Source organism: Mesobacterium pallidum (assembly GCF_019966535.1).
Taxonomy (GTDB): domain Bacteria; phylum Pseudomonadota; class Alphaproteobacteria; order Rhodobacterales; family Rhodobacteraceae; genus Mesobacterium; species Mesobacterium pallidum.
Window position 1 is genome coordinate 82,902 of sequence record NZ_JAIMID010000001.1, and the last position, 20,083, is coordinate 102,984.

Consider the following 20,083-nt stretch of genomic DNA (forward strand, 5'->3'; position numbering starts at 1 on the left):
GTCAGACATCCTTTGCATCCGAGGGAGAAGACGCCATCCGGCGTCCCGCGGCGGCCTTGGCAAGACGGTCGCGCAGCGCCTTTGCCCCGGCCTTCAGATCGTGAACGAAGAGCTGTCGCAGAAAGCCCGGCGGGTCCTGCCGGGGCTTGCGTTGCAGCGTGGCGCGCAGCCGCCACAGCAGACCGCCCGCCAGGTGCGCCGTTGTCGCCAGCGCGGCCGTCAGCGGCCCGTGGTTTGCGACGAAGTAGTAAAGCCGCGAGTCGAACCAGTAGCCCGGCACCTCGCGCCATTCCTTCATCCCGGTCGAGACGGAGCCGATGTGCTCGACCCGGCTTTCGGTCACGTAATGGGTGATCCAGCCCGCGCGGGCGGCGCGCAGGCACAGGTCGGTTTCCTCGAAGTAAAGGAAATAGGTCTCGTCGAAGAGGCCAATGCGCCGCAGCACGGGTTCGCGCATCATCAGCGAGGCGCCGGCCAGCCAGTCGACCCGGCGCGAGAGCGTCGGCAGGTCCATCGGCACGCGGCGGCGTCTCAGTAGGCGCGAGACGGGGCCGAAGCGCACGGCGCCCTCGAATTCCGACGCGATGGACGGGAAACGGAAAGCGGTCAGGTGCGGCTGCCCATCCGGGCCGTGGATATGGCTGCCGGCGAACCCGACGTGGTGGTGCAGTTCGAGGTAGTCGACCAGCACGCGGATCGCGTCCGGCGCGGGGAAGGCGTCGGAGTTCAGGATGTAGTAGTAATCGGGCCGCGACCCGTCGCGCAGCCCCGCGCGGATGCCGTGGTTGTTGCCCGCACCAAAGCCGCCGTTGCGCCCCGATTGCAGCACGCGCACCCGGTCCCAGCCGCGCTCCTTGACCGCCGCGCGCAGTTTCTCGAAGGACCCGTCGCCGCTGGCATTGTCGACGATGGTGATCTCGCCACGCAGCCCTTCCATCGCGCGCAGGGCCGCCTCGGCCGCCTTGAGCGTCATGTCGGGCGTGCGCCAGTTCAGGATCACGGTAAGGACGACGGGATCGCGCATCATTCAGCCGCCTGGCTGGCATTGTCCCAGCGCGGTGCGAGCTTGGGCATCCGTGCCTCGGCCGCCGCGATGCACTTGGCGATCCGCGCGGCGAGGACGCGCACGTTGGGCTCGAGCACCATGGAATCGTGATCGCCGGGCACCTCGAAGACCTCGAGGTTCGGCGCGTGCAGCGACCAGTCGTTGTCGGGTGTCACGTAGGTGCGTTCCGAGTTGACCCAGCGCCCCTCGGCCACCTGCCACTTGCCGACCAGCGGCGGGCGGAACAGCTTGAGCGGCCCGGCCCAGTCGTGGACCTGGTAGCGGGCGATGGCGTCGTAGAACGCCGCCTCGATCGCCGCGTCGTGGAAGCCCGTCGCGGGCTGGTCCACAGGCATATCGCGGCGTTTCGAGATCTCCCACCGGATGCGGTTCATGGCCCAGGCGGCGATATAAAGCGGACCTCGCGACGTGAGTTCCTGCCACTGGATGACCATGCGGTCCCGCAGGGCCAGCGGCCGGCGCTGCGGCAAGGGCGTGTCGAGCATGACCAGCAGCGCGACCTCTTCGCCCGCCGCTTCCAGCTGGCGCGCGATCTCGTAGGCGGTGATCCCGCCGCCCGAGAAGCCGCCCAGCAGGTAGGGGCCACGGGGCTGCACCTGCCGCATCTCGGCGATGTAATCGGTGGCGGCCTCTGTGAGGTCGCGATGCGGTTCGGCATCGCCCAGCAGCCCGCGCGCCTGGAGGCCGTAGAACCGCCGGTCGGTGCCCAGGAGGTGCGCGAGGTGGCGCAGGTTCAGCACGTTGCCGAACATGCCCGCGACCAGGAAGAACGGCGTCTTCGGCCCGCCTTCGCCCTCGTGCATCGGCACGAGGTGGGTGTAGCGGCGGCGCGGCGCCTGCGCCTTGGGCGCCTCGCCCGAGGTGTCCTGCGGGCCGACCCGTTCCTCGATCAGCGCGGCGCAGGACCGGATCGTCGGCGCCTCGAACAGGACCGAGATGGGGAAGTCGACGCGGTAGGCCTTCTTGATCATCGCGAACAGCCGCACGGCAATCAGCGAATGGCCACCAAGGTCGAAGAAGCTGTCCTCGACCCCCACATCCGTGACGCCCAGCAGGTCCTGCCAGAACCCGGCGAGGGTGCGTTCGATATCCGTCTCGGGCGCGACGTAATCGCTGTCGAGCTCGGGGCGCTCGAAGCTTTGGCCGCCCGCGCCGTCGCTGTCGGTCTGCGCCGCCTGGTCGCGCAGGGCCGCAAGGTCGAGCGAGGTGACGACCACCTGGGGCAGGTTGAGCGCGAGGGCGCGCCGGAAGGCTTCCGGCCCCTCGTCCGGGCGGATGCCCTGTTCGAGGTTGTGGTGCAGGCGCTCCTCGGCCGGGGACAGTGGTTGCGCCGTGTCGGTCGAGGGATCGTAGCTGAGCTCGTTGGCGCGGGGCGGGGTGATTGCCAGCGCCCCGTCCAGCCGCTTGATGGTAAAGCGCGCGATCTCGGCCAGCACCGTGCCATCGGGCGCGGAGAGGGTGATGTCGAAGGCCGCCGTGCTGCCGGTGCTCTCGGCCAGGCGCACATGGCTCCAGACCTCCGCGGGAAGGGGCGCGTGGATGCGGGCGGTGCCGTAGGACAGCGGCACCCAGAGCCGGTCGCCGGTGTAACCGGGGATCAGGTCCATCGCCCAGCCGGTGGCGAGGTCAAGGAGCGCGGGGTGCAGGCGGAAGCCGTCTTTCAGGTCTGCTGATGCGGCCTTGGGCAGGACCAGTCGCGCCAGCCCTTCGCCGGATTGCGTGCCTTGGGCGCGCAGGACACGCCAGCGCGAACCGAAGGCCAGGTGCGCCTCTTGCGGGGACGTCAGCGTCTCGCCCGGTGCGGCCTCGGTCACCGGGATGCGGGCGCGCAGGGCGGCAAGGTCCAGCGGCGCGGTCGCGGGTTCGGGCGCAAGGCTCACCTGCGCCTGCGCGTTCAGCGCCCAGCCAGAACGACCCGCCACCGTGGCCTCCGAGCGGATTTCCACGTCGTAGCCCGCGTCGCTGCGGTGCAGCTCGATCCGCAGGGACTTGGGGCCCGCGTCCACGTCGAAGGGGCGCAGGAAGTAGAGGTCATGGATCGTGAACCCGCCGCTCTCGCCCTGCGCCTCGAGCGCCTCGGCGATGAGTTCCAGGTAGCCGGTGCCGGGCAAGAGGGCGAGGCCCTCTGCCGTGCGGTGTTCGCCGATGATCCAGTCGTCCGGACCCAGCGTGCCGGTGAAGCGACGGTTGCCGGCCGCGTCGAAGGTGGCAGCGCGCAGCAGGGGCTGCGATACGGGTACCTCGGGCGCGAGGGGCGTCTCGCCGCGGCGCTGGGCGACGGCCTCTGCGGCCATGCCGACGTGCGCCCAGATGCCCCAGTTGATCGCCGTCACGCGGGTCTGCCCGCCGCTGCGCGACCGGGCATAGGCGTTGAGGTATTCGTTCGCGGCCACGTAATCGACCTGGCCCGCCGGGGCCGTGACGGTCGAGGAGGACGAGAACAGCACCATCAGCTTGAGCGCCCCGTCGGGGAACAGCTGGTCGAGCACCTGAAGGCCGTGGATCTTGGGGGTAAAGACATCCTCGACGCTGGCCTGCGTCTTGGTCATCAGGGGCGCGTCGTCGATCACGCCCGCGCCGTGGATGAGCGCGTCGGGCGCGCCGAGTTGGTCGGTGATAGTCGCCAGCGCCGCGCGCATCTCCTCGATGTTGCAGACGTCGGCGGCCACTACGAGGACGGTGCCGCCCCGCGCCTCAAGCCGCTGGACGGCGGCGATGCGGCGGCTGACGAGATCGGCGGGTCCGCGCGCGCGCAGGTGGGCATCCCATTCGGCGCGATCCGGCAGGGGGGTGCGGGACAGCAGGGCGATCCTGGCGCCGTGCTTCGCGATCATGTCCTCGGCCAGCGTCAGGCCGATGCCGCCGAAGCCGCCGGTCAGCAGGACGACCGCTCCGTCAGGGAGCGTATGGTCGGCGGCGGGGAGCTTTTTCTGCGTCACGTCCTGTACGAAGCGCTTTGCCCCGCGCAAGGCGGCCGTGGCGCTTTCGGGCGTGGCGAGGAGGTCTTCGAGCACCTGTTCGGCCAGCGGCCCCATGTCCGGGATGCCGCGCCGGGGCGCGTCCGGCAGGACCACGTCGAGCGAGGCACAAGTCATGCCCGGCATCTCGCGCGGGATCATGCGGATCGGGCCGGCGATGGTGGCTTTCTCGGGGTAGGGTAGGGCTTCGGACCGCACCTGCGCCGCGCCGGTGGTGACGGCGGTGATATGGGCGGGGGGCAGGTTTTCCTCGGCCATCGCCTGGGCGAGGAACAGGAGCGAGAAGAACCCCTGTTCGAGGTTGCGGTGGAAGAAGGACGAGCCCGGGCGGAAGCGTTCGGCCCGCGTGGTCAGCCAGAAATGCGCGATGCTCGTGGGGGTGATGCCGGCGCCGGTCAGGGCGGCGATGAGCTGGTCGTAGCCTTCGCGGCCGCGTTCGGGCGAGAGGCTGTAGGTATCGGGGCCAAGCTTTGCGAAGGCATCGCCGGTGCGCACCTCGGTCACGTGGTGGCCTGCGGCGCGCAGGCGGCGGATGACTGCGGCCCCGAGCCCGGTGTCGTCGGCAAAGACGAGCCAGGTCTGGCGGGGGGCGTCCGAGAGGTCTCCGCCCGTGTCGACGAGGCAATCGGCGAGGCGCGGGCGCCAGGCGGGGACCCAGCCCCAATCGGCGATTTCGTCCTTGCGCAGCAGCCACTCGGCGGCGGGGGCGGTCTGCGCCTCGCGCCGGTCGATGAAATAGGGCGCGCGCTGGAAGGCGTAGGTCGGTAGCACCAGCCGGTTACGGCGCGCGCCGGCCCAGATCTGGTCCCAGTCGAAATTCGCGCCGGCGGCCCAGAGGCGGGCCAGTTGCAGCACGAAATACTTGTCGTCCGCGATCGCGTCGCCAGGGTGGCGCAGGGTGCCGATCACCTGGTTGGCAGTGATCCGGTCATGCGCCTGCGCGAGCGAGGACAGCGCCTTGCCCGGCCCGACCTCAAGGAAGATGCGGTCGTCCTCCTGCGCCAGCGTCGTCAGGCCGTCGGCGAAATGCACGGTGCCGCGCAGGTGGGCGGTCCAGTAGTCGGCGGAGGCGGCTTCGGAGTCGGTGATCCAGTCGCCGGTGCGGTTCGAGATGAAGGGAATCTGCGGCTTGGACAGCGTCAGGCCGCGCAGGAAGCCGCGGAAATCCTCGAGGATCGGGTCCAGCATCCGGCTGTGCGCGGCGATGTCGATCTGCACCCGCTGGCTGTCGTGGCCATCTGCGGCGAGGCGCTGGGCCAGGTCGTCGAGCGCGGCCTGGGGCCCGGAGGCGACCGACAGGGCCGGGGCGTTGACCGAGGCGAGGTCGAGCGTGTCGCCAAGGTAGGGCGTCAGCTGCGCGGCGGGGAGGGAGACCGAGAGCATGCCGCCCGCGGGCACCGTGTCGAAGAGCCGTCCGCGCAGGTGCACGAGGGCGATGCAATCCTCGAAGGACATCACGCCCGCGACGCAGGCGGCCGTGTTCTCGCCCATGGAATGGCCGATCAGGGCGGCGGGGGTGACGCCCCAGCTCATCCACAGCTGGGCCAGCGCGTATTCGGTGATCATGATCAGCGGCAGCTGGACCGAAGGGGTTTTCAGCCGCTCATCCGCCTCGGCGGTGTCGCCGTCGGGCAGCCAGAGCGCGCGGATGTCGTAGTCGAGCCGGGGTTGGAGGATCGAAAGGCCCCGGTCCATCCAGTCGCGGAACACCGGCTCGGTCTCGTAAAGATCGCGGGCCATGCCGGCATATTGCGCGCCGCCGCCGGGGAACATGAAGACGACATCCGGGTCGGCCATCGCCTGGTGGGTGAAGACGCGGCGGGGGTCCATCTTGGCCAGCTGCGCGGCGGCGTCGGCCGGATCGTCCGCCACGAGGACGCGCCGCCGCTCCATCGCGCGGCGGCCCGCCTTGAGGGTCCAGGCGACATCGGCCAGGTCGGCCGTCGGGTTGTCTTTCAGCCAGTCTGTCAGCCGCTCGCCATTGCCGTCGAGCGCGCCCTTTGATCGGGCAGAGATCACCAGCGGCTGGAAGGGCCAGTCGCTGGGCTCGCTCGCCATGCGCTGCGGCGCTTCCTCAAGCACAACGTGGGCGTTGGTGCCGCCCACGCCCAAGGAGTTCACGCCCGCGCGGCGGGGGCCTGCATGGCTGACCCAGGGCGTCAACGTATCGTTCACGCGGAAGGGGCTATGGTCGAAGTCGATGGCAGGGTTCGGCGCCTCGTACCCCAGCGACGGGGGTATCTGCTTGTGGTGCAGCGCAAGGGCGGTCTTGATCAGGCTGGCGGCCCCGGCGGCTGTGTCGAGATGGCCGATGTTGGTCTTGACGCTGCCGATGCGGGCGAACCCCGTGGCCTGCGTCGTCTCGCGGAAGGCTTCGGTCAGGGCGGCGACCTCGATCGGGTCGCCCAGGTAGGTGCCCGTGCCGTGGCATTCGACGTAATCGACCGTCTCGGCGCTGATGCCCGCGATGGCCTGCGCCTCGGCAATCGCCGCGGCCTGGCCGCCGACCGAGGGCGCGAGGTAGCCGGCCTTGTCGGACCCGTCGTTGTTGACCGCGCTGCCCTTGATGACCGCCCAGATATGATCGCCATCCGCAATGGCATCGGCCAGCCGTCGCAGCACGACCACGCCCGCGCCCGATCCAAAGACCGTGCCTTGCGCGCGGTGGTCGAAGGCATGGCATTCGCCGTCGGGCGACAAGATCTCACCCTCTTTGTAAAGGTAGCCGTGGTGCTGGGGAAACTCGATGGTCACGCCGCCCGCCAGCGCCATGTCGCATTCATAGGTCAGCAGTGCCTGCGACGCGTAATGCACCGCCACAAGCGAGGTCGAACAGGCCGTCTGCAACGTCAGCGACGGCCCGCGCAGGTCCAGCACGTGGCTGAGCCGGGTCGACAGGAAATCCTTGTCGTTGCCGGTGTGGCGCAGCAGGAACGTCCCGACCCCGTCCACCAGGTCGGGGTTCGACAGGATGTTCTGCCAGTAATAGGTGCCCTGGCCGCAGCCGGCGAAGACGCCGATCCGGCCGGGGAAGGTACCCGGGACATGGGCCGCGCTCTCCAGCGCCTCCCAGGCGGTTTCCAGGAAATGCCGGTGCTGCGGGTCGAGGATCGCGCTTTCCTTGGGACCGAAGCCGAAGAACTCTCCGTCGAACAGCGGCACGCCGTCCAGAGGCGCGGCATGGGGCACGTAGTTGCGGTGGCGCAGCAGGTGCTCGGGCACGCCGGCGGCACGCATCTCGTCCTCGGTCAGCTTGCGGATCGAACGGATGCCGTCGCGCAGGTTCGCCCAGTACGAGTCAACTATCTGCGCACCCGGCAGATGCGCAGCCATGCCGACGATCGCGATATCATTCGCGCCGGCTTCTCCGGGCGGTGTCTGATCCGTCATGCACCCATACTCGTCACGGTCGATAATGCCCGACATTGGCCGGACAATGGGGAAATTTTGGGGCACCCGTGCGGTTTTGGCGCGAATTCACGGTCTTTCCCCCGTTCAAGCTGGGGATTGTTGCGCCACTTGCAAGGATCTCAGCCCAGCGCGGCGATCGCTTGCCAGTTGAGAGCGATGGCCGCTGCGGCGATCAACGCGCCGACGGCAAAGGCCGCCGCGTCGTGCTTGGCATCCCAGGCGCCCATGCGCCGGGCCAGCCAGACGGTGACCGGGTAGATCACCACCATGGCGATGCCCTGGCTCAGCAGCGCGCCCAACAGGCCCGCTGTCTCAAGCCCGATGATCAGCGCCGCGATCATCGCCGCCGCCTTGACCGCCGTCAGGATGAAGAAGCGGAAGGAATCGCCCGCCGCCAGCGCCGCCTGGTCATAGGTCAGCACCACGACCTGCGGCAGCTGCATGCAGGCCAGCAGCACGACCACGGCCCCGGCGGCGGCATAGCGGTCGTCGTACATCACGCCCACCAGCCAGACGCCCGACAGGGCAATCAGCGCCATGATGGCCAACAGCCCGCCGGTCACGGCCACCCGCATCCGGCGCAGCTTGAGGAAGTTCGCGCGACTCTCGGTCGGGGGCAATTCGCGGTAGATCGGGATCAGCAGGCGCCGCGTCAGCATCCCTCCCAGCAGCATCGGGAAGGAGGCGAGGAAGTAGCCGATGTTGTAGACCCCGAAGGTGTCGAGCGCGAGGTACTTGCCGATCAGGATCTTGTCGGCCTGCCAGAACAGGAACCCGGCGACCGTGGACAAAAAGATCCACTTGCCGAAGCGGATGAGTTCCTGCGCGCAGTGGCGGTGCCAGGTGAACCGGTTGCGGATGCCGGGCAGGAAGAGGTTCAGCAGCAGCAGATGCGCCGTCGCGCCGATGATATGCGACCAGACCAGCGCCCAGACCGACTGCGTGATCCAGGCCAGCGTCACGGCGGCAATGATCCCGATCAGCTGCACGCTGATGTCGATGGCCGTGACCCGGCCGAACATCAGGTGGCGATTGGCGGTGTCCAGCTTGGTCGGGTTCATCCCCGCCAGGAACAGCGTGATCCCCGCCACGGGCAGGATCGCGGTGAGCTCGGGCGCGTCGTAGAACACCGCCATGGGCTGGGCCAGCAGGGCGGCCACGATCCACAGCAGCAGCCCGCGGGTAAACTGGATCGTCCAGGCGGTATTGAGGAAATTCGGATCGTCGCCGCGCTTCGATTGCAGGATCGACGGGGTCACGCCCACGTCCGAGAACTGCCCAAGCCCCTGCAGCAGGATCGACACCAGCGCCATCATCCCGAAGGCCTCCGGGAACAGCAGCCGCGTCAGGATCAGGTTGGACGCCAGGCGGATCACCTGGCTCGCGCCGAACCCCGCGACGGTCAACGCCGAAGAGCGGACCACCCGGGCCAGCAACGACTGGCCACCTGCCAATTTTGCAAAGGCACCCACGAGCCCAAACCCTTTAACCAATCTCAGGGCGAATATGGCCCCAGGTTGCCGCGTGCTGCCAGCGAAATGCGGCCAAAATGCGGCGCTTGCCACATTTGACGCAGCGACAGCCCCGGTTGCTTGCACCTTGCTCAGCCGTTAACAGGTTAACAACATCAGGGAGACGATGCGATGGATTGGCAGGACTTCCCCGCCTGGGGCGCCCGGGTTTCGGATTGGGCGGCCGAGTATCACACCAGCCTGCGGGATCGCCCCGTGCGGGCGCAGACCCGGCCCGGCGACATCCTGCGCGCGCTGCCGGGCAGCGCCCCCGAGGCGGCCGAGGATCTTGAGGCGATCTGGCAGGACTTCCACGAGATCGTGATGCCCGGGATGACCCATTGGCAGCATCCCCGGTTCTTTGCCTATTTCAACTCCAACGCGGCGCCGGCCTCGGTTCTGGCGGAATACCTCGCCTCGACGGTGGCGGCGCAATGCATGCTCTGGCAGACCTCGCCCGCCGCGACCGAGATGGAGACGCGGATGATGGACTGGCTGCGCCAGGGCCTCGGCCTGCCCGAAGGCTTCCCCGGCGTCATTCAGGACAGCGCCTCTTCGGCCACCCTGGCGGCGGTGCTGACCATGCGCGAACGGGCGCTGGGCTGGGCGGGCAACCGCGACGGGCTGCCGGGGCAGAAGGCGATCCGCGTCTATGCCTCGGCCGAGGTGCATACCTCGATCGACCGCGCGATCTGGATCGCCGGGATCGGCCAGGCGAACCTCGTCCGCATCCCCACGCAGGGCCAGCTGCGGTCGATGGACCCGGCCGCCCTGTGCGCCGCGATCGAAAGCGACCTCGCCGCCGGCCACCTTCCCGCCGGGATCATCGCCTGTACCGGCGCCACGGGCGTCGGCGCCTGCGACGACATCGCGGCCACCTGCGCCGTGGCGCGCGATTTCGACCTCTACACCCATGTCGACGCCGCCTGGGCCGGCACGGCGATGATCTGCCCCGAGTACCGCGACCTCTGGGCCGGGATCGAAGAGGCCGACAGCGTCGTCTTCAACCCGCACAAATGGCTCGGCGCGCAGTTCGACTGCTCGGCCCACTTCCTGCGTTCCCCCGAAGATCTCACCCGCACGCTGGCCATCCAGCCCGAGTACCTCAAGACCCACGGCGCGGACGGGATCATCAACTATTCCGAATGGTCGATCCCGCTCGGCCGCCGCTTCCGCGCGCTGAAACTCTGGTTCCTGATGCGCGCCTACGGGATGGAGGGGCTGCGGGCGATGATCCGCAACCACGTCGACTGGACAGCCGCCCTTTGCGAGAGCCTGCGCAGCGACCCCCGGATCGAGATCACCTCCGAGGCGGTCCTTGCCCTCTTCTCCTTTGCCCTCCGCGACGGCGACGATGACGCGGTGCAGGCTTGGATCAACCGCATCAACGACGACGGCCGCATCTACCTGACACAGACCCGCCTGGACGGCCGCCTGGTGATCCGCTTCACCGCCGGCCAGTTCCTGTCCGAGGAACGCGATTTCACCACCGCCGGAGAGGTCATCCGCGCCCTCCTCTGACGCCTCTGCGGAAAGGGCAGAAAATCGCGCCCTGGGCGCGAGCCTCCGGCGGGAGTTTATCGGCACAATGAAGCAGGGGATCCGATCCGTTCTTCATCTTGCCAATAAACTCCGGGGAGTGTGAGGGGCTGGCCCCTCACTCTACCGCCCGCCGCAGGCGCGTCACTCGGGATAGGTCGCCCTGCAAGCCGAAACCGCAGCCGAATAGCCCTGCGCCAGCTCGGCCCGCTTGCGCTTCATCGAGGCCAGCTTGGCCGCCTCGGCGTCGAGGTCGATGGCCTCGGCTTTCTCGGTGGTCACCAGCCGTCCGGCCCAGCAGGCTTCGCTGCGGACATTGCCGTCCTTGTCCCGCGACGAGCAGATCGTCATGTAGGGTTGCTCGCGTGTCTCGGTGCGGATGGCGTAGCCGCGGGCGATATTCGCCTCGGTTTCCGAGATCAGCGTGTCGAGCGTGCGCAGGTCCGTTCCGGCGCGCGCAATGCATTGCTGCTGCGGGGTGCCGCAGGCGACGAGAAGGACGAGGGGAAGAAGGACAAGGCTGCGCATACCATGACCCTGCCACGCGTCGCCGCCTGCGGCAAGGCGCGGCACTGGCCCCGGCGGCTTGCCGCTGCTAGGACGGAAGCGACGATAGGGGAGAGCACCGCATGTCCGACATGGCCGAGGAAAAGCAGATTGCCAGCGCCTGGTTCCGCCAGCTGCGGGGCGAGATCGTGGCGGCCTTCGAGGGGCTCGAGGACAGCCACGATTCCGGCCCGTTCAGCGACATGGCGCCGGGCCGTTTCGAGGTGACCGAGACTCGCCGCGAGGCGCCCGATGGCGGCGATGCGGGTGGCGGTCTCATGTCCGTCATGCGCGGTGGGCGCGTCTTCGAGAAGGTCGGCGTCAACGTCTCGACCGTCTACGGAGAGCTGGGCCCCGAGGCGCAGGCCGCCATGGCCGCGCGCAAGGGTCTGCCGGGGATGAAGGACGATCCGCGCTTCTGGGCGTCCGGCATCAGCCTCGTCGCGCATATGCAGAACCCCCATTGCCCGGCGGTGCACATGAACACCCGCATGTTCTGGACACCGCATGGCTGGTGGTTCGGCGGCGGGTCCGACCTCAACCCCTGCATCGAATATGCCGAGGACACCGCGCATTTCCACGCCACGCAGAAGGCGCATCTCGACCCTCACGGCACCGACCAGTACCCCCGCCTCAAGGACTGGGCGGACGAGTATTTCTACATCCCCCATCGCAAGCGGGCGCGGGGCGTCGGCGGAATCTTCATGGACGATCGATGCTCGGGCGACTGGCAGGCGGATTTCGCCCTGACCCGCGACATCGGCCGCGCCTTCCTGCCGGCCTACCTGCCGCTGGTCGAAAAGCGCCGGGTGCAGCCCTGCGACGCGGCCGACAAGGATGTGCAGCTGATCCACCGCGGGCTCTATGCCGAATACAACCTGGTCTACGACCGCGGCACCAAGTTCGGCCTCGCCACCGGCCATGACGCGAATGCGGTGCTGATGTCCCTGCCGCCCATGGCGAAATGGGTCTGACCCGCGCAGACGTGAATTGACCGGGGCTGGGCGGCAGCTACCTTTGGCAGACCCGCAAAGGAGCCTTCCATGCCGCGCCTGACCTCCCCTGCTGCCACTTTCATGGCAATGTCGCTGCTGGCCCTGCCGGCCGCTGCGCATGAATTCTGGATCGACCCGCTGGCCTACGAGGTCGCGCCCGGCAATCCGGTCGCGGCGGACCTCCGCGTTGGCGAGGATTTCGACGGGCCGAGCTATTCCTATGTGCCGCGCAACTTCACCCGCTTCGAGCTTGTGCTGGACGGCGTGGTCACGCCGGTCGAGGGCCGCCTGGGCGACCGACCGGCCCTGTCGATGGATGCGCCGGGCGAGGGGCTGTTGGTCGTGGTCCACCAGACCGCTGGCCAGGACCTGACCTATTCCGGCTGGGACAAGTTCGAGAGCTTCGTCACCCACAAGGATTTCGCCTGGGCGCTGGACCGTCATCTCGAGCGGGGGTTCACCAAGGAGAAGGTGCGCGAACATTACATCCGCTACGGCAAGAGCCTGATCGCGGTCGGGGACGGTGCTGGCCAGGATGCGCGACAGGGGCTGGAGACAGAGATCGTGGCGCTGGACAATCCCTATACCGACGATGTCTCGGCGGGCATGCGCGTGCAGGTCTTCTACGACGGGGCCCTGCGCGGCGACGTGCAGGTTGAACTGTTCGACCGCGCGCCTTCGGGCGAGGTGACGTCCGGTACCTACCGCACCGACCCCGACGGGGTGGCCTTGTTGCCGGTGGCGGCGGGGCATGAATACCTGGCCGATTCCGTGGTCATGCGCGAGGTGGATGGCCCGGCGGACGGGCCGGCCTGGGAATCGCTCTGGGCCTCGCTGACCTTCGCCGTGCCGGCGGAGTGAGCGGGACGCCTCGGCCCGTGGCCTAGGGAAAAGGTGGGGAAAATCCCCACCCTACATCTGTGTTCGAACCGTTGCGTCCATGGGTCGGGTGGGGATCTTCCCCACCATTACCCTTGCTTCCAGTCAAAGAACCCCGGCCCGGCGCGCCCCAACAGCGTGCGCGCCAGCTCGGCCCCCATGGCGGCGCCATCGGCAATCGCGCCGGTGAGCTCGTCCGCAAGCGCCTCGGACCCGTCGGGGCGCAGGATCTCGCCGCGTAGCCGCAACGTGCTACCGCTCAGCTCTGCCAGCCCGGCAATCGGCGTCTCGCAGGACCCGTCGAGCGTCGCCAGAAAGGCGCGTTCGGCCGCCAGCCGCTGCCCGGTCTCGGCATCGTGCAGCGCCTCGAGCAGTTGGGCCGCGCGGGAATCGTTACCCCGCCGCTCGATCCCGATGGCGCCCTGGGCCACCGCGGGCAGCATGTCGTCCGGGTCGATCGGCTTGGTCGTCAGGTGATCCATCCCCAGCCGGTTCAGCCCGGCCATGGCAAGGAACGTGCAATCGGCCACGCCATCGCCCAGCTTCCTCAGCCGGGTCTGCACGTTGCCGCGAAACTCCACGACGGTCACATCCGGCCGCCGCACCAGCACCTGCGCCCGCCGCCGCAGCGACGAAGAGCCCACCACCGCGCCCTCGGGCAGGCCCGCGATCCCGTCGCAGGCATCGGAGATGAAGGCGTCCCGCACATCCTCGCGCGGCAGGTAGCAGTCGAGCACCAGCCCGTCCGGCTGCGCCACCGGCATGTCCTTCATCGAATGAACCGCGATGTCGATTCCGCCCGACAGCAGCTGTTCCTCGATCTCCTTGGTGAACAGCCCCTTGCCGCCGATCTCCTTCAGCGGCCGGTCCGCCGCGATCAGCGCGCGGTCGTCGCCGGTGGTCTTGATGACCACGATCTCGAAGGCCTCGCGCGGCAGGTCGAAGGCCGCGGCCAGCCGGTCGCGGGTCTCGTGCGCCTGGGCCAGGGCCAGCGGCGAGCCGCGGGTGCCGATCCTGAGGGGCGCGTCGGGGGAGGGCAGGGTCTGTGTCATGGCCGCGATGATTAGCGAAGGGCCTGCCCGGTGAAAACCGCTTTCACGCGGGCAGGGTGTCGCGGGGGCCTTCGGGGCGGTTGACACCGGGGCCGAAGGCGGCGACCACAGCCGCCAGCAGATAGGAGGGTGCCATGGCAGACCAAAAGAAGATCCTGCGCGCATTGGCGGGCGAGGTGCAGGCGGTGCCGCCGATCTGGATGATGCGCCAGGCCGGGCGCTACCTGCCGGAATACCGCGCGACCCGGGCGCAGGCGGGCGATTTCCTGTCGCTGTGCTACAATTCCGAACTCGCGGCCGAGGTGACCCTGCAGCCGATCCGCCGCTACGGCTTCGACGCGGCGATCCTGTTTGCCGACATCCTGCTGCTGCCCCAGGCGCTGGGCGCCGACCTGTGGTTCGTCACGGGCGAGGGGCCTCGCCTGTCGACCATCGGCGCGCAGGCCGATTTCGACAGGCTGAAGCCAGTGGAGGCGATCCACGAGACGCTGAACCCGGTCTACGACACGCTGCGCATCCTGAAACGCGAACTGCCATCCGAGACGACACTGATCGGCTTTGCCGGCGCGCCCTGGACGGTGGCGACCTATATGATCGCCGGGCGCGGCACGCCCGACCAGGGCCCGGCCCATGCGCTGAAGGACGAGAACCCGGCGCTTTTCGCCCAGGTGATCGACCGGCTGACCGAAGGCACGATCGACTACCTGTCGGCGCAGATCGAGGCCGGGGCCGAGGTGGTCAAGCTTTTCGACAGCTGGGCTGGATCGCTCAACGGCGCGGATTTCGACCGCTACGCGCTGGAGCCGGCGAAACAGATCATCGCGGCGCTCAAGGCACGGCACCCGGACACACCGATCATCGCCTTCCCCCGCGGCGCCGGCGACCGCTACGAGGGCTTCGGCAAGGCGACCGGCGCGGATTGCGTCGCGGTCGATGACGCGGTGACGCCCGACTGGGTGGCCGCGCATGTGCAAAAGGACGGTTGCGTGCAAGGCAACCTCGCCTCGCGCCACATGGTGACCGGCGGGGCCGAACTGGTCTCTGAGACCCGCAAGGTCGTCGACGCGCTGAAGCACGGCCCGCATATCTTCAACCTCGGCCATGGCATCACACCCGATGCGGACCCCGAGAACGTCCAGCTGATGATCGATACGGTCCGCAACGGCTGACACCGCCTCAGGCGCTTGGCCAAGGGGCCAAGCGCCTGATCCCTCACCGCCGACCTGAAGGCCGTCAGTGAGGGATTGCCTCCGGCGGAGGTATTTTTGAAACAATGAAGTCCTGGGGCAGTGCCCGTGTTCTTCATTGTTTTCCAAATACCTCGGGGGAGCGAGCGCAGCTCGCTGGGGGCGGCGCCCCCATGGGCGCCTGCGCAGCAGGCGCCCGGGTCGGATCGCGCAGCGATCCGAAACCTCTCTCAGTAATCCTTCTCGAAGAAGATCCCGAGGCTCGAGTTGCCGTCCGAGCTTTGCCCGGCCTTGACCGTCACGTTGCGCGAGACGTCGAGGTTCAGGTTGATCTCGGAGGTGCCATCGGCGCCCACCGTCACGTCGGTATAGACGTTGTCGCTGATGTACTTGCCGGCGCGCACGGCGGCATTGCCGTCCTCGTCGGTCGTCACGTCGAGATCGTCCAGCGCGAAGCTTTCCCGCACCCGGCCGATCACGCCGCCACCGCCGCGCCCGGCCAGGGTCGCCACGGCGCCCGCCAGCTGCACCGCCTGGAAGGGCGAGAGCGAGGTGATGGATTTCGAGAAGAGCAGCAGCGCCAGCACCTCGTCCTGCGGCAGCTCGGGGCTCGATTCGAACCGGATCTCGGGGGCCGAGGCCGGTCCTTCGACCACCACGCTGACCTCGGCGTCGGCCTTGAACGTGGTCGCCACGAGCCGCAGGTAGGGGTCGAAATCGCCAACCAGCTGGGCCGAGCCCTCGGTCAGCTCGAAGCGTTGGCCCAGGATGTCGAGCCGGCCGCGGATCAGGTCGAACCGCCCCCCGGGGATCACGTCGCTGGTGGTGCCGCCCAGGCGCAGCTCGCCGCCCAGCTCCGCGTCGAGGCCCCGGCCGCGGACAAAGATCCGGCCCGGCGCGATGATCCGCAGGTTCACCGGGAAGCCGCCGCCACCGGCGTTGTCCGAGGCCGTCGTGCGGCCGTCGCTCTGTTCGATCCCGGCCTTCGCACGGGTCGCGGCATTGGCGCTGGACGCGCCGACATGGCGGATCGGCGGCACCTCGCCCAGGGCGGTCATGCCGGTCGAGGGCACCTGGATCTCGGCCCGGTTCACTTCGATCCGGCCACCGATCTCGGCCCCGCCGGTGAGCGGGCCGCGCACCGACAGGATGCCGCCGAGGTCGGCCTCGTAAAGCCCGTTGTCGCGCAGGCTGAGCCCCAGCAACCCGATGTCGAGCCGGGCGTTGTAGGGCGCCGAAAGCCCGACCGGACCGGTGATCGACACGATCCCCCCGGTCACGAGGTTGCCGCGCAGGTCGACCCGCGCGCTGCCGCCCGCAAGGGTGATCGCGGCGTCGATATCGCTCAGCGCCTGGCCGAGGCCCGGGTCGGTCAGCCGTGCGCCACGGGTGTTGATGCTGCCGGTCAGGTTGGCCGGGTCCACGGGGCCGTTGAGACGCAGGTCGAACGTTGCCTCGCCCGCGATCAGCCGCGGGGCCAGGAACGGGTTCAGCAGGCCCAGCGGCGCGTTGCCGGAGGCCGACAGGCTCTGGCCCGGCGTGCCCGCGACCGACACGCGCGCCCCGCCGGGGCCCGTCGCGTCGATGTCCAGCGCGGTGCCGTTGCCGGTCTGGCGCACGGTGCCGCTGGCCGAGAGCGGCCCGGGGAAATCGGGGGCCAGCAGCGCGAGGTCGCGCAGCCGCGCGTCGAAGCTGATCGACGCGGGCGTGCCCGAGGCGCTGGCCGTCAGGTTCGGGTGGCTGACCTCGGCCCGGTCGATGGCGATACCCTCGGGGCCGATCGCCACTGCCGTGTCGAACCGCGCCGTCCCGGCCAGCAGCCGCGCCGTGGCGGGCGACCCGGCCGAGAGGTTCGTGGCGGTGCCATTGATGTTCAGCCGCGTTGTGCCGTCCGCGATCGACCCCTCGATCCGCGCGTCGGTGCCGCCCGAGACGCCCGTGGCGGCGAGCGGCGCCAGCGCGCCCAGGTTGCGGGCCGAGACATCGGCGGCAAAGGTGATCGGCGCGCCGGTGGGCAGGGCCGCCTCGGCCGTGACCGAGATGTCGGGGTGGCTGACCGCCGCATCGCTGACCGCGATGCCGCCCGCGTCGATCCGCACGCTGGTGCCGAACTGCGCCGCACCCGGCAGCAGCGGGCCGGGGGCGACAGTGGCGACCGAGAGGTCGCGCGCGGTGCCGTCCAGCCGGACCTCGGTGGTGCCACTGTCCACGCTGCCGGTGACGCGGGCGGTGAGCCCGCCGCCCACGCCGTTCGCGGCAAGCGGCGCCAGCGCGCCCAGGTCGTCCGAGGCGATGTCGGCGGCAAAGGTGATCGGCCCGCCCGTCGGCAGGGCGGCGTTCGCATCGACCGAGATGTCGGCATGGGAGACGCTCGCGTCGCTGACCGTGATGCCGGTGCCGTCGATCACCACGTTGGTGCCGAATTCCGTCTCGCCCGGCAGCAGGGTCCCGGGCGAGGCGGCGGCGACGGCCAGGTCGCGGCCCGTGCCGTCAAGCCGGATGCGGGTCGTGCCGCCGTCCACCGAACCCTCGATCCGGGCCGTGGTCGCGCCGCCGACGCCGGAGCTGGCAAGGGCGGGGATCTGCGCCAGGTTCGGGCTTTCGACCTCCGCGCGGAAGGTGATCGGCCCGCCCGAAGGCAGGCGCGCGGCGGCGGTGCCCGAAAGGCTTTGCGCCACGACGCGGCCGTCCGAGACGACCAGCCCCTCGGGGGCGAAGGTGAGCGTCGCGCCGGCCTCGGCCTCGGGGCCGATGAGGTCTGCGAGCGTCTCGGACAGGCCCTGCGCGATCACGTCCACCCGGGTCGACATCGGCGAGGCGTCGATCTGCGCCGTGCCAAGCGCCCGCAGGCTGTCCGCGCCATAGTCGCCGTAGCTGAGATCGACCATGTCGGCCGAGTAGACCACGCGCTGGGTCGGGTCGAGCGCGACAGTGACTTCTCCGCTCGCCGCGCGGACCGGCGTGTCGCGCACGGCAATCACGACCATGCCGCTGGTGCCGGGCACGAGGCTGATGTTGGCGTCGAGCGCCGATGGCACGCCCTCGGGCGAGACGGAGGCCGAGCCGGTGGCCCGCGCCGCGCCGTCGCTGCCCGGAAGGGCGGCGGCGATGGAATTGAGCGTGGCGTCGAACTGGGCCGCAGTGCCCTGCGACGTGATCGCGGCGTTGGCGGTGGCGTCCAGCGCGCTCGTGCTGACGGTGGCGCGCTCAAGCCGCAACCCGTCCGTGTCGCGCACCGCGCGGACGTCAATCTGGCCGGTGCCGGTCAGCAGCCCGTCGACCTCTGCGATGCCGGTCGCGAGGTCGGTCGTCGTCCCGGTCGCGGCCAGGTCGAAGGCCCCTGTCAGCGGCACGACCTCGCCCGACAGCGCAAGGTCGGCGCCGCCCGACAGGTCGAGGCCCGAGAGCGCCGAGAACCGTGCGAGGTCATCCGCGACCAGTTGCGCCGTGACGCTGGTGGCAAGGTTCGCGCCCTCGGCCCGGTCCATGGTGATGTCGCCGCTCAGCGCCATGCCGGCGGCCTGCAGGTCGAGCCCGCTGATGCGGATCGGCGCGTTCTCGGACAGGTCCAGGCGGAAGCCGGCCTCGATCTCGCGCCCCAGCGCCTGCGCCAGGGCCGGGTCCTCGGGGGAAAGACCCTGCGCGGTCAGCGCGATATCGGCGCCAAGCTGGCCGATGGCCGTGCCGTCGCCGGGGGTCAGCGTGCCGGTGGTCGTCAGGGTCAGGCCCTCGGCGGCAAAGCCGGGCACCTGCGGCGCCTCGATGGTAAAGCTGCCGTCAAAGCGGCTGTCGGTCGTGCTGTCGTAGGTCAGGTCCAGCGTCGCCCGGCCCACCGTCACGTCAGGCGCAAAGGGCACGGCGGTGCGTGCATCCTCGCTGGCCAGTTGGCCCTGCAGCGCGATCCGGGTCGGCCATTGGTCGGGCCCCAGCGCCAGCGCGCCGGTCAGGGCCAGAGACGGCGCCGAGATGCTGAGATTCTCGAGCGTGAGCGAGCCGTCGGGGTCGCGGAAGCCGGTGGCGGCCATTTCCGACGTGCCGCCTTCGAAATAGGGGCGGTGGACGGGGGGCAAGAGCTCGGCCAGGTCGCCGCCCAGGTCGAAGGTAAAGCCCTGTCGGCCGTTCTCTTCGGTCAGGCCGACCTGGCCAATGACTCGCGGCGCGCCATTGGTTTCCAGCCGGATGTCGGCGTCGAAATCGCTCACCAATCCTTCGCCGGCGAGGGTCAGCGCGACCGAGGGGCGACCGGGCAGGTTCAGCGCCGAGGCGGCGATGCCGCCGGCGTCCTCGGCCACGGTCAGGTCGACCAGCAGCTCCCCGCCGTCGGGGGTGTAGTTCACCTCGAGCGAAATGGTGCCGTCGCGCACCCCGTCGAGCCGGACAAGGTCCAGCGTCGCGGCGGCGATGTCGTCGTTGTACTGCACAGCCCCGTTCAGCGAGAAGGCGGCGGCCTGGCCCAGCACGGATTGGCCCAGCGAGATGCGGTCGGCATCCAGTGCGTCGATGCGGATCGACACCGGCAGGTCGGGCAGGGCGAAGGGTTCCGACGAAGCCTCCGGATCCGGCGCGGCGGGCTCGGTCTGCGGCAGGCGGGGCAGCTCGATGCTGCCGGCCGAGAACTCGTTGACCTCGAGCCGGGCGCGCAGCAGGGCGGCGCGGTTCCAGTCGAGCACGACGTCGGTGATGGTCAGCCAGACGCCCTCGTCATCGGAAATGGTCATCCGGTCGATGGTCGCGCGCGACGACAGCGCGCCGCGGAACCCGTCGATGGTCACGGCGCGGCCGGCGCCCGACAGGCTGTCCTGCAACAGGCGCGTGAGGAAGTCCTTGTCGTCCTCCTCGGACTGGGTCTGGGCAAAGAGGGGGGCGGCGCAGGCCAGGGCCAGGGCCGCGGTGGTCAGGCGGGAACGTCTGCGGGTCAT

Annotated in this window: 10 protein-coding genes; 4 read left to right on the top strand and 6 right to left on the bottom strand. The window is 69.6% G+C overall.

Going from position 1 to position 20,083, the window contains the following annotated elements:
• Position 1: 1 nt before the first annotated feature.
• The 3 genes from MF270_RS00365 to MF270_RS00375 all read right to left on the bottom strand — a co-directional run bounded on the left by MF270_RS00365 (position 2) and on the right by MF270_RS00375 (position 8,909).
• A complete protein-coding gene (locus MF270_RS00365) occupies positions 2–1,024 on the bottom strand; it encodes a glycosyltransferase family 2 protein (RefSeq protein WP_238363863.1) in 1,023 nt (340 codons plus the stop codon).
• Positions 1,024–7,434, bottom strand: a complete 6,411-nt coding sequence (locus MF270_RS00370) for a type I polyketide synthase (protein WP_238363864.1) — start codon at positions 7,432–7,434, stop codon at positions 1,024–1,026. The genes MF270_RS00365 and MF270_RS00370 overlap by 1 nt, the downstream gene beginning before the upstream one ends.
• Positions 7,435–7,574: 140 nt before the next feature.
• Positions 7,575–8,909: an oligosaccharide flippase family protein gene (locus MF270_RS00375; RefSeq protein WP_238363865.1), complete on the bottom strand. Its 1,335-nt coding sequence runs from the start codon at positions 8,907–8,909 to the stop codon at positions 7,575–7,577.
• Between the two features lie 189 nt (positions 8,910–9,098).
• Between MF270_RS00375 and MF270_RS00380 the strand changes: the two genes are divergently transcribed.
• The gene (locus tag MF270_RS00380) at positions 9,099–10,487 is read left to right on the top strand and encodes a pyridoxal phosphate-dependent decarboxylase family protein (RefSeq protein WP_238363866.1); all 1,389 of its coding nucleotides are present in this window, start codon (positions 9,099–9,101) and stop codon (positions 10,485–10,487) included.
• 162 nt (positions 10,488–10,649) lie between these two features.
• Here the strand turns inward: MF270_RS00380 and MF270_RS00385 are convergent, their stop codons facing one another.
• Positions 10,650–11,033 (bottom strand): hypothetical protein, encoded by a 384-nt coding sequence (locus MF270_RS00385; protein WP_238363867.1) that lies wholly within the window; start codon positions 11,031–11,033, stop codon positions 10,650–10,652.
• 110 nt (positions 11,034–11,143) lie between these two features.
• Between MF270_RS00385 and hemF the strand changes: the two genes are divergently transcribed.
• Positions 11,144–12,025 (top strand): oxygen-dependent coproporphyrinogen oxidase, encoded by an 882-nt coding sequence (gene hemF, locus MF270_RS00390; protein ID WP_418887854.1) that lies wholly within the window; start codon positions 11,144–11,146, stop codon positions 12,023–12,025.
• A 69-nt stretch (positions 12,026–12,094) separates the two neighbouring features.
• Complete coding sequence (locus MF270_RS00395) at positions 12,095–12,907, top strand: DUF4198 domain-containing protein (protein WP_238363869.1); 813 nt, start codon at positions 12,095–12,097, stop codon at positions 12,905–12,907.
• A gap of 107 nt (positions 12,908–13,014) precedes the next feature.
• Here the strand turns inward: MF270_RS00395 and hemC are convergent, their stop codons facing one another.
• On the bottom strand, positions 13,015–13,977 hold the full coding sequence (gene hemC, locus MF270_RS00400; protein WP_238363870.1) for a hydroxymethylbilane synthase: 963 nt from the start codon (positions 13,975–13,977) through the stop codon (positions 13,015–13,017).
• 134 nt (positions 13,978–14,111) lie between these two features.
• Here hemC and hemE point away from each other — a divergent pair, with 134 nt between their 5' ends.
• Complete coding sequence (gene hemE, locus MF270_RS00405) at positions 14,112–15,146, top strand: uroporphyrinogen decarboxylase (protein WP_238363871.1); 1,035 nt, start codon at positions 14,112–14,114, stop codon at positions 15,144–15,146.
• Positions 15,147–15,394: 248 nt separating this feature from the next.
• Here the strand turns inward: hemE and MF270_RS00410 are convergent, their stop codons facing one another.
• The gene (locus MF270_RS00410; protein ID WP_238363872.1) at positions 15,395–20,083 is read right to left on the bottom strand and encodes a translocation/assembly module TamB domain-containing protein; all 4,689 of its coding nucleotides are present in this window, start codon (positions 20,081–20,083) and stop codon (positions 15,395–15,397) included.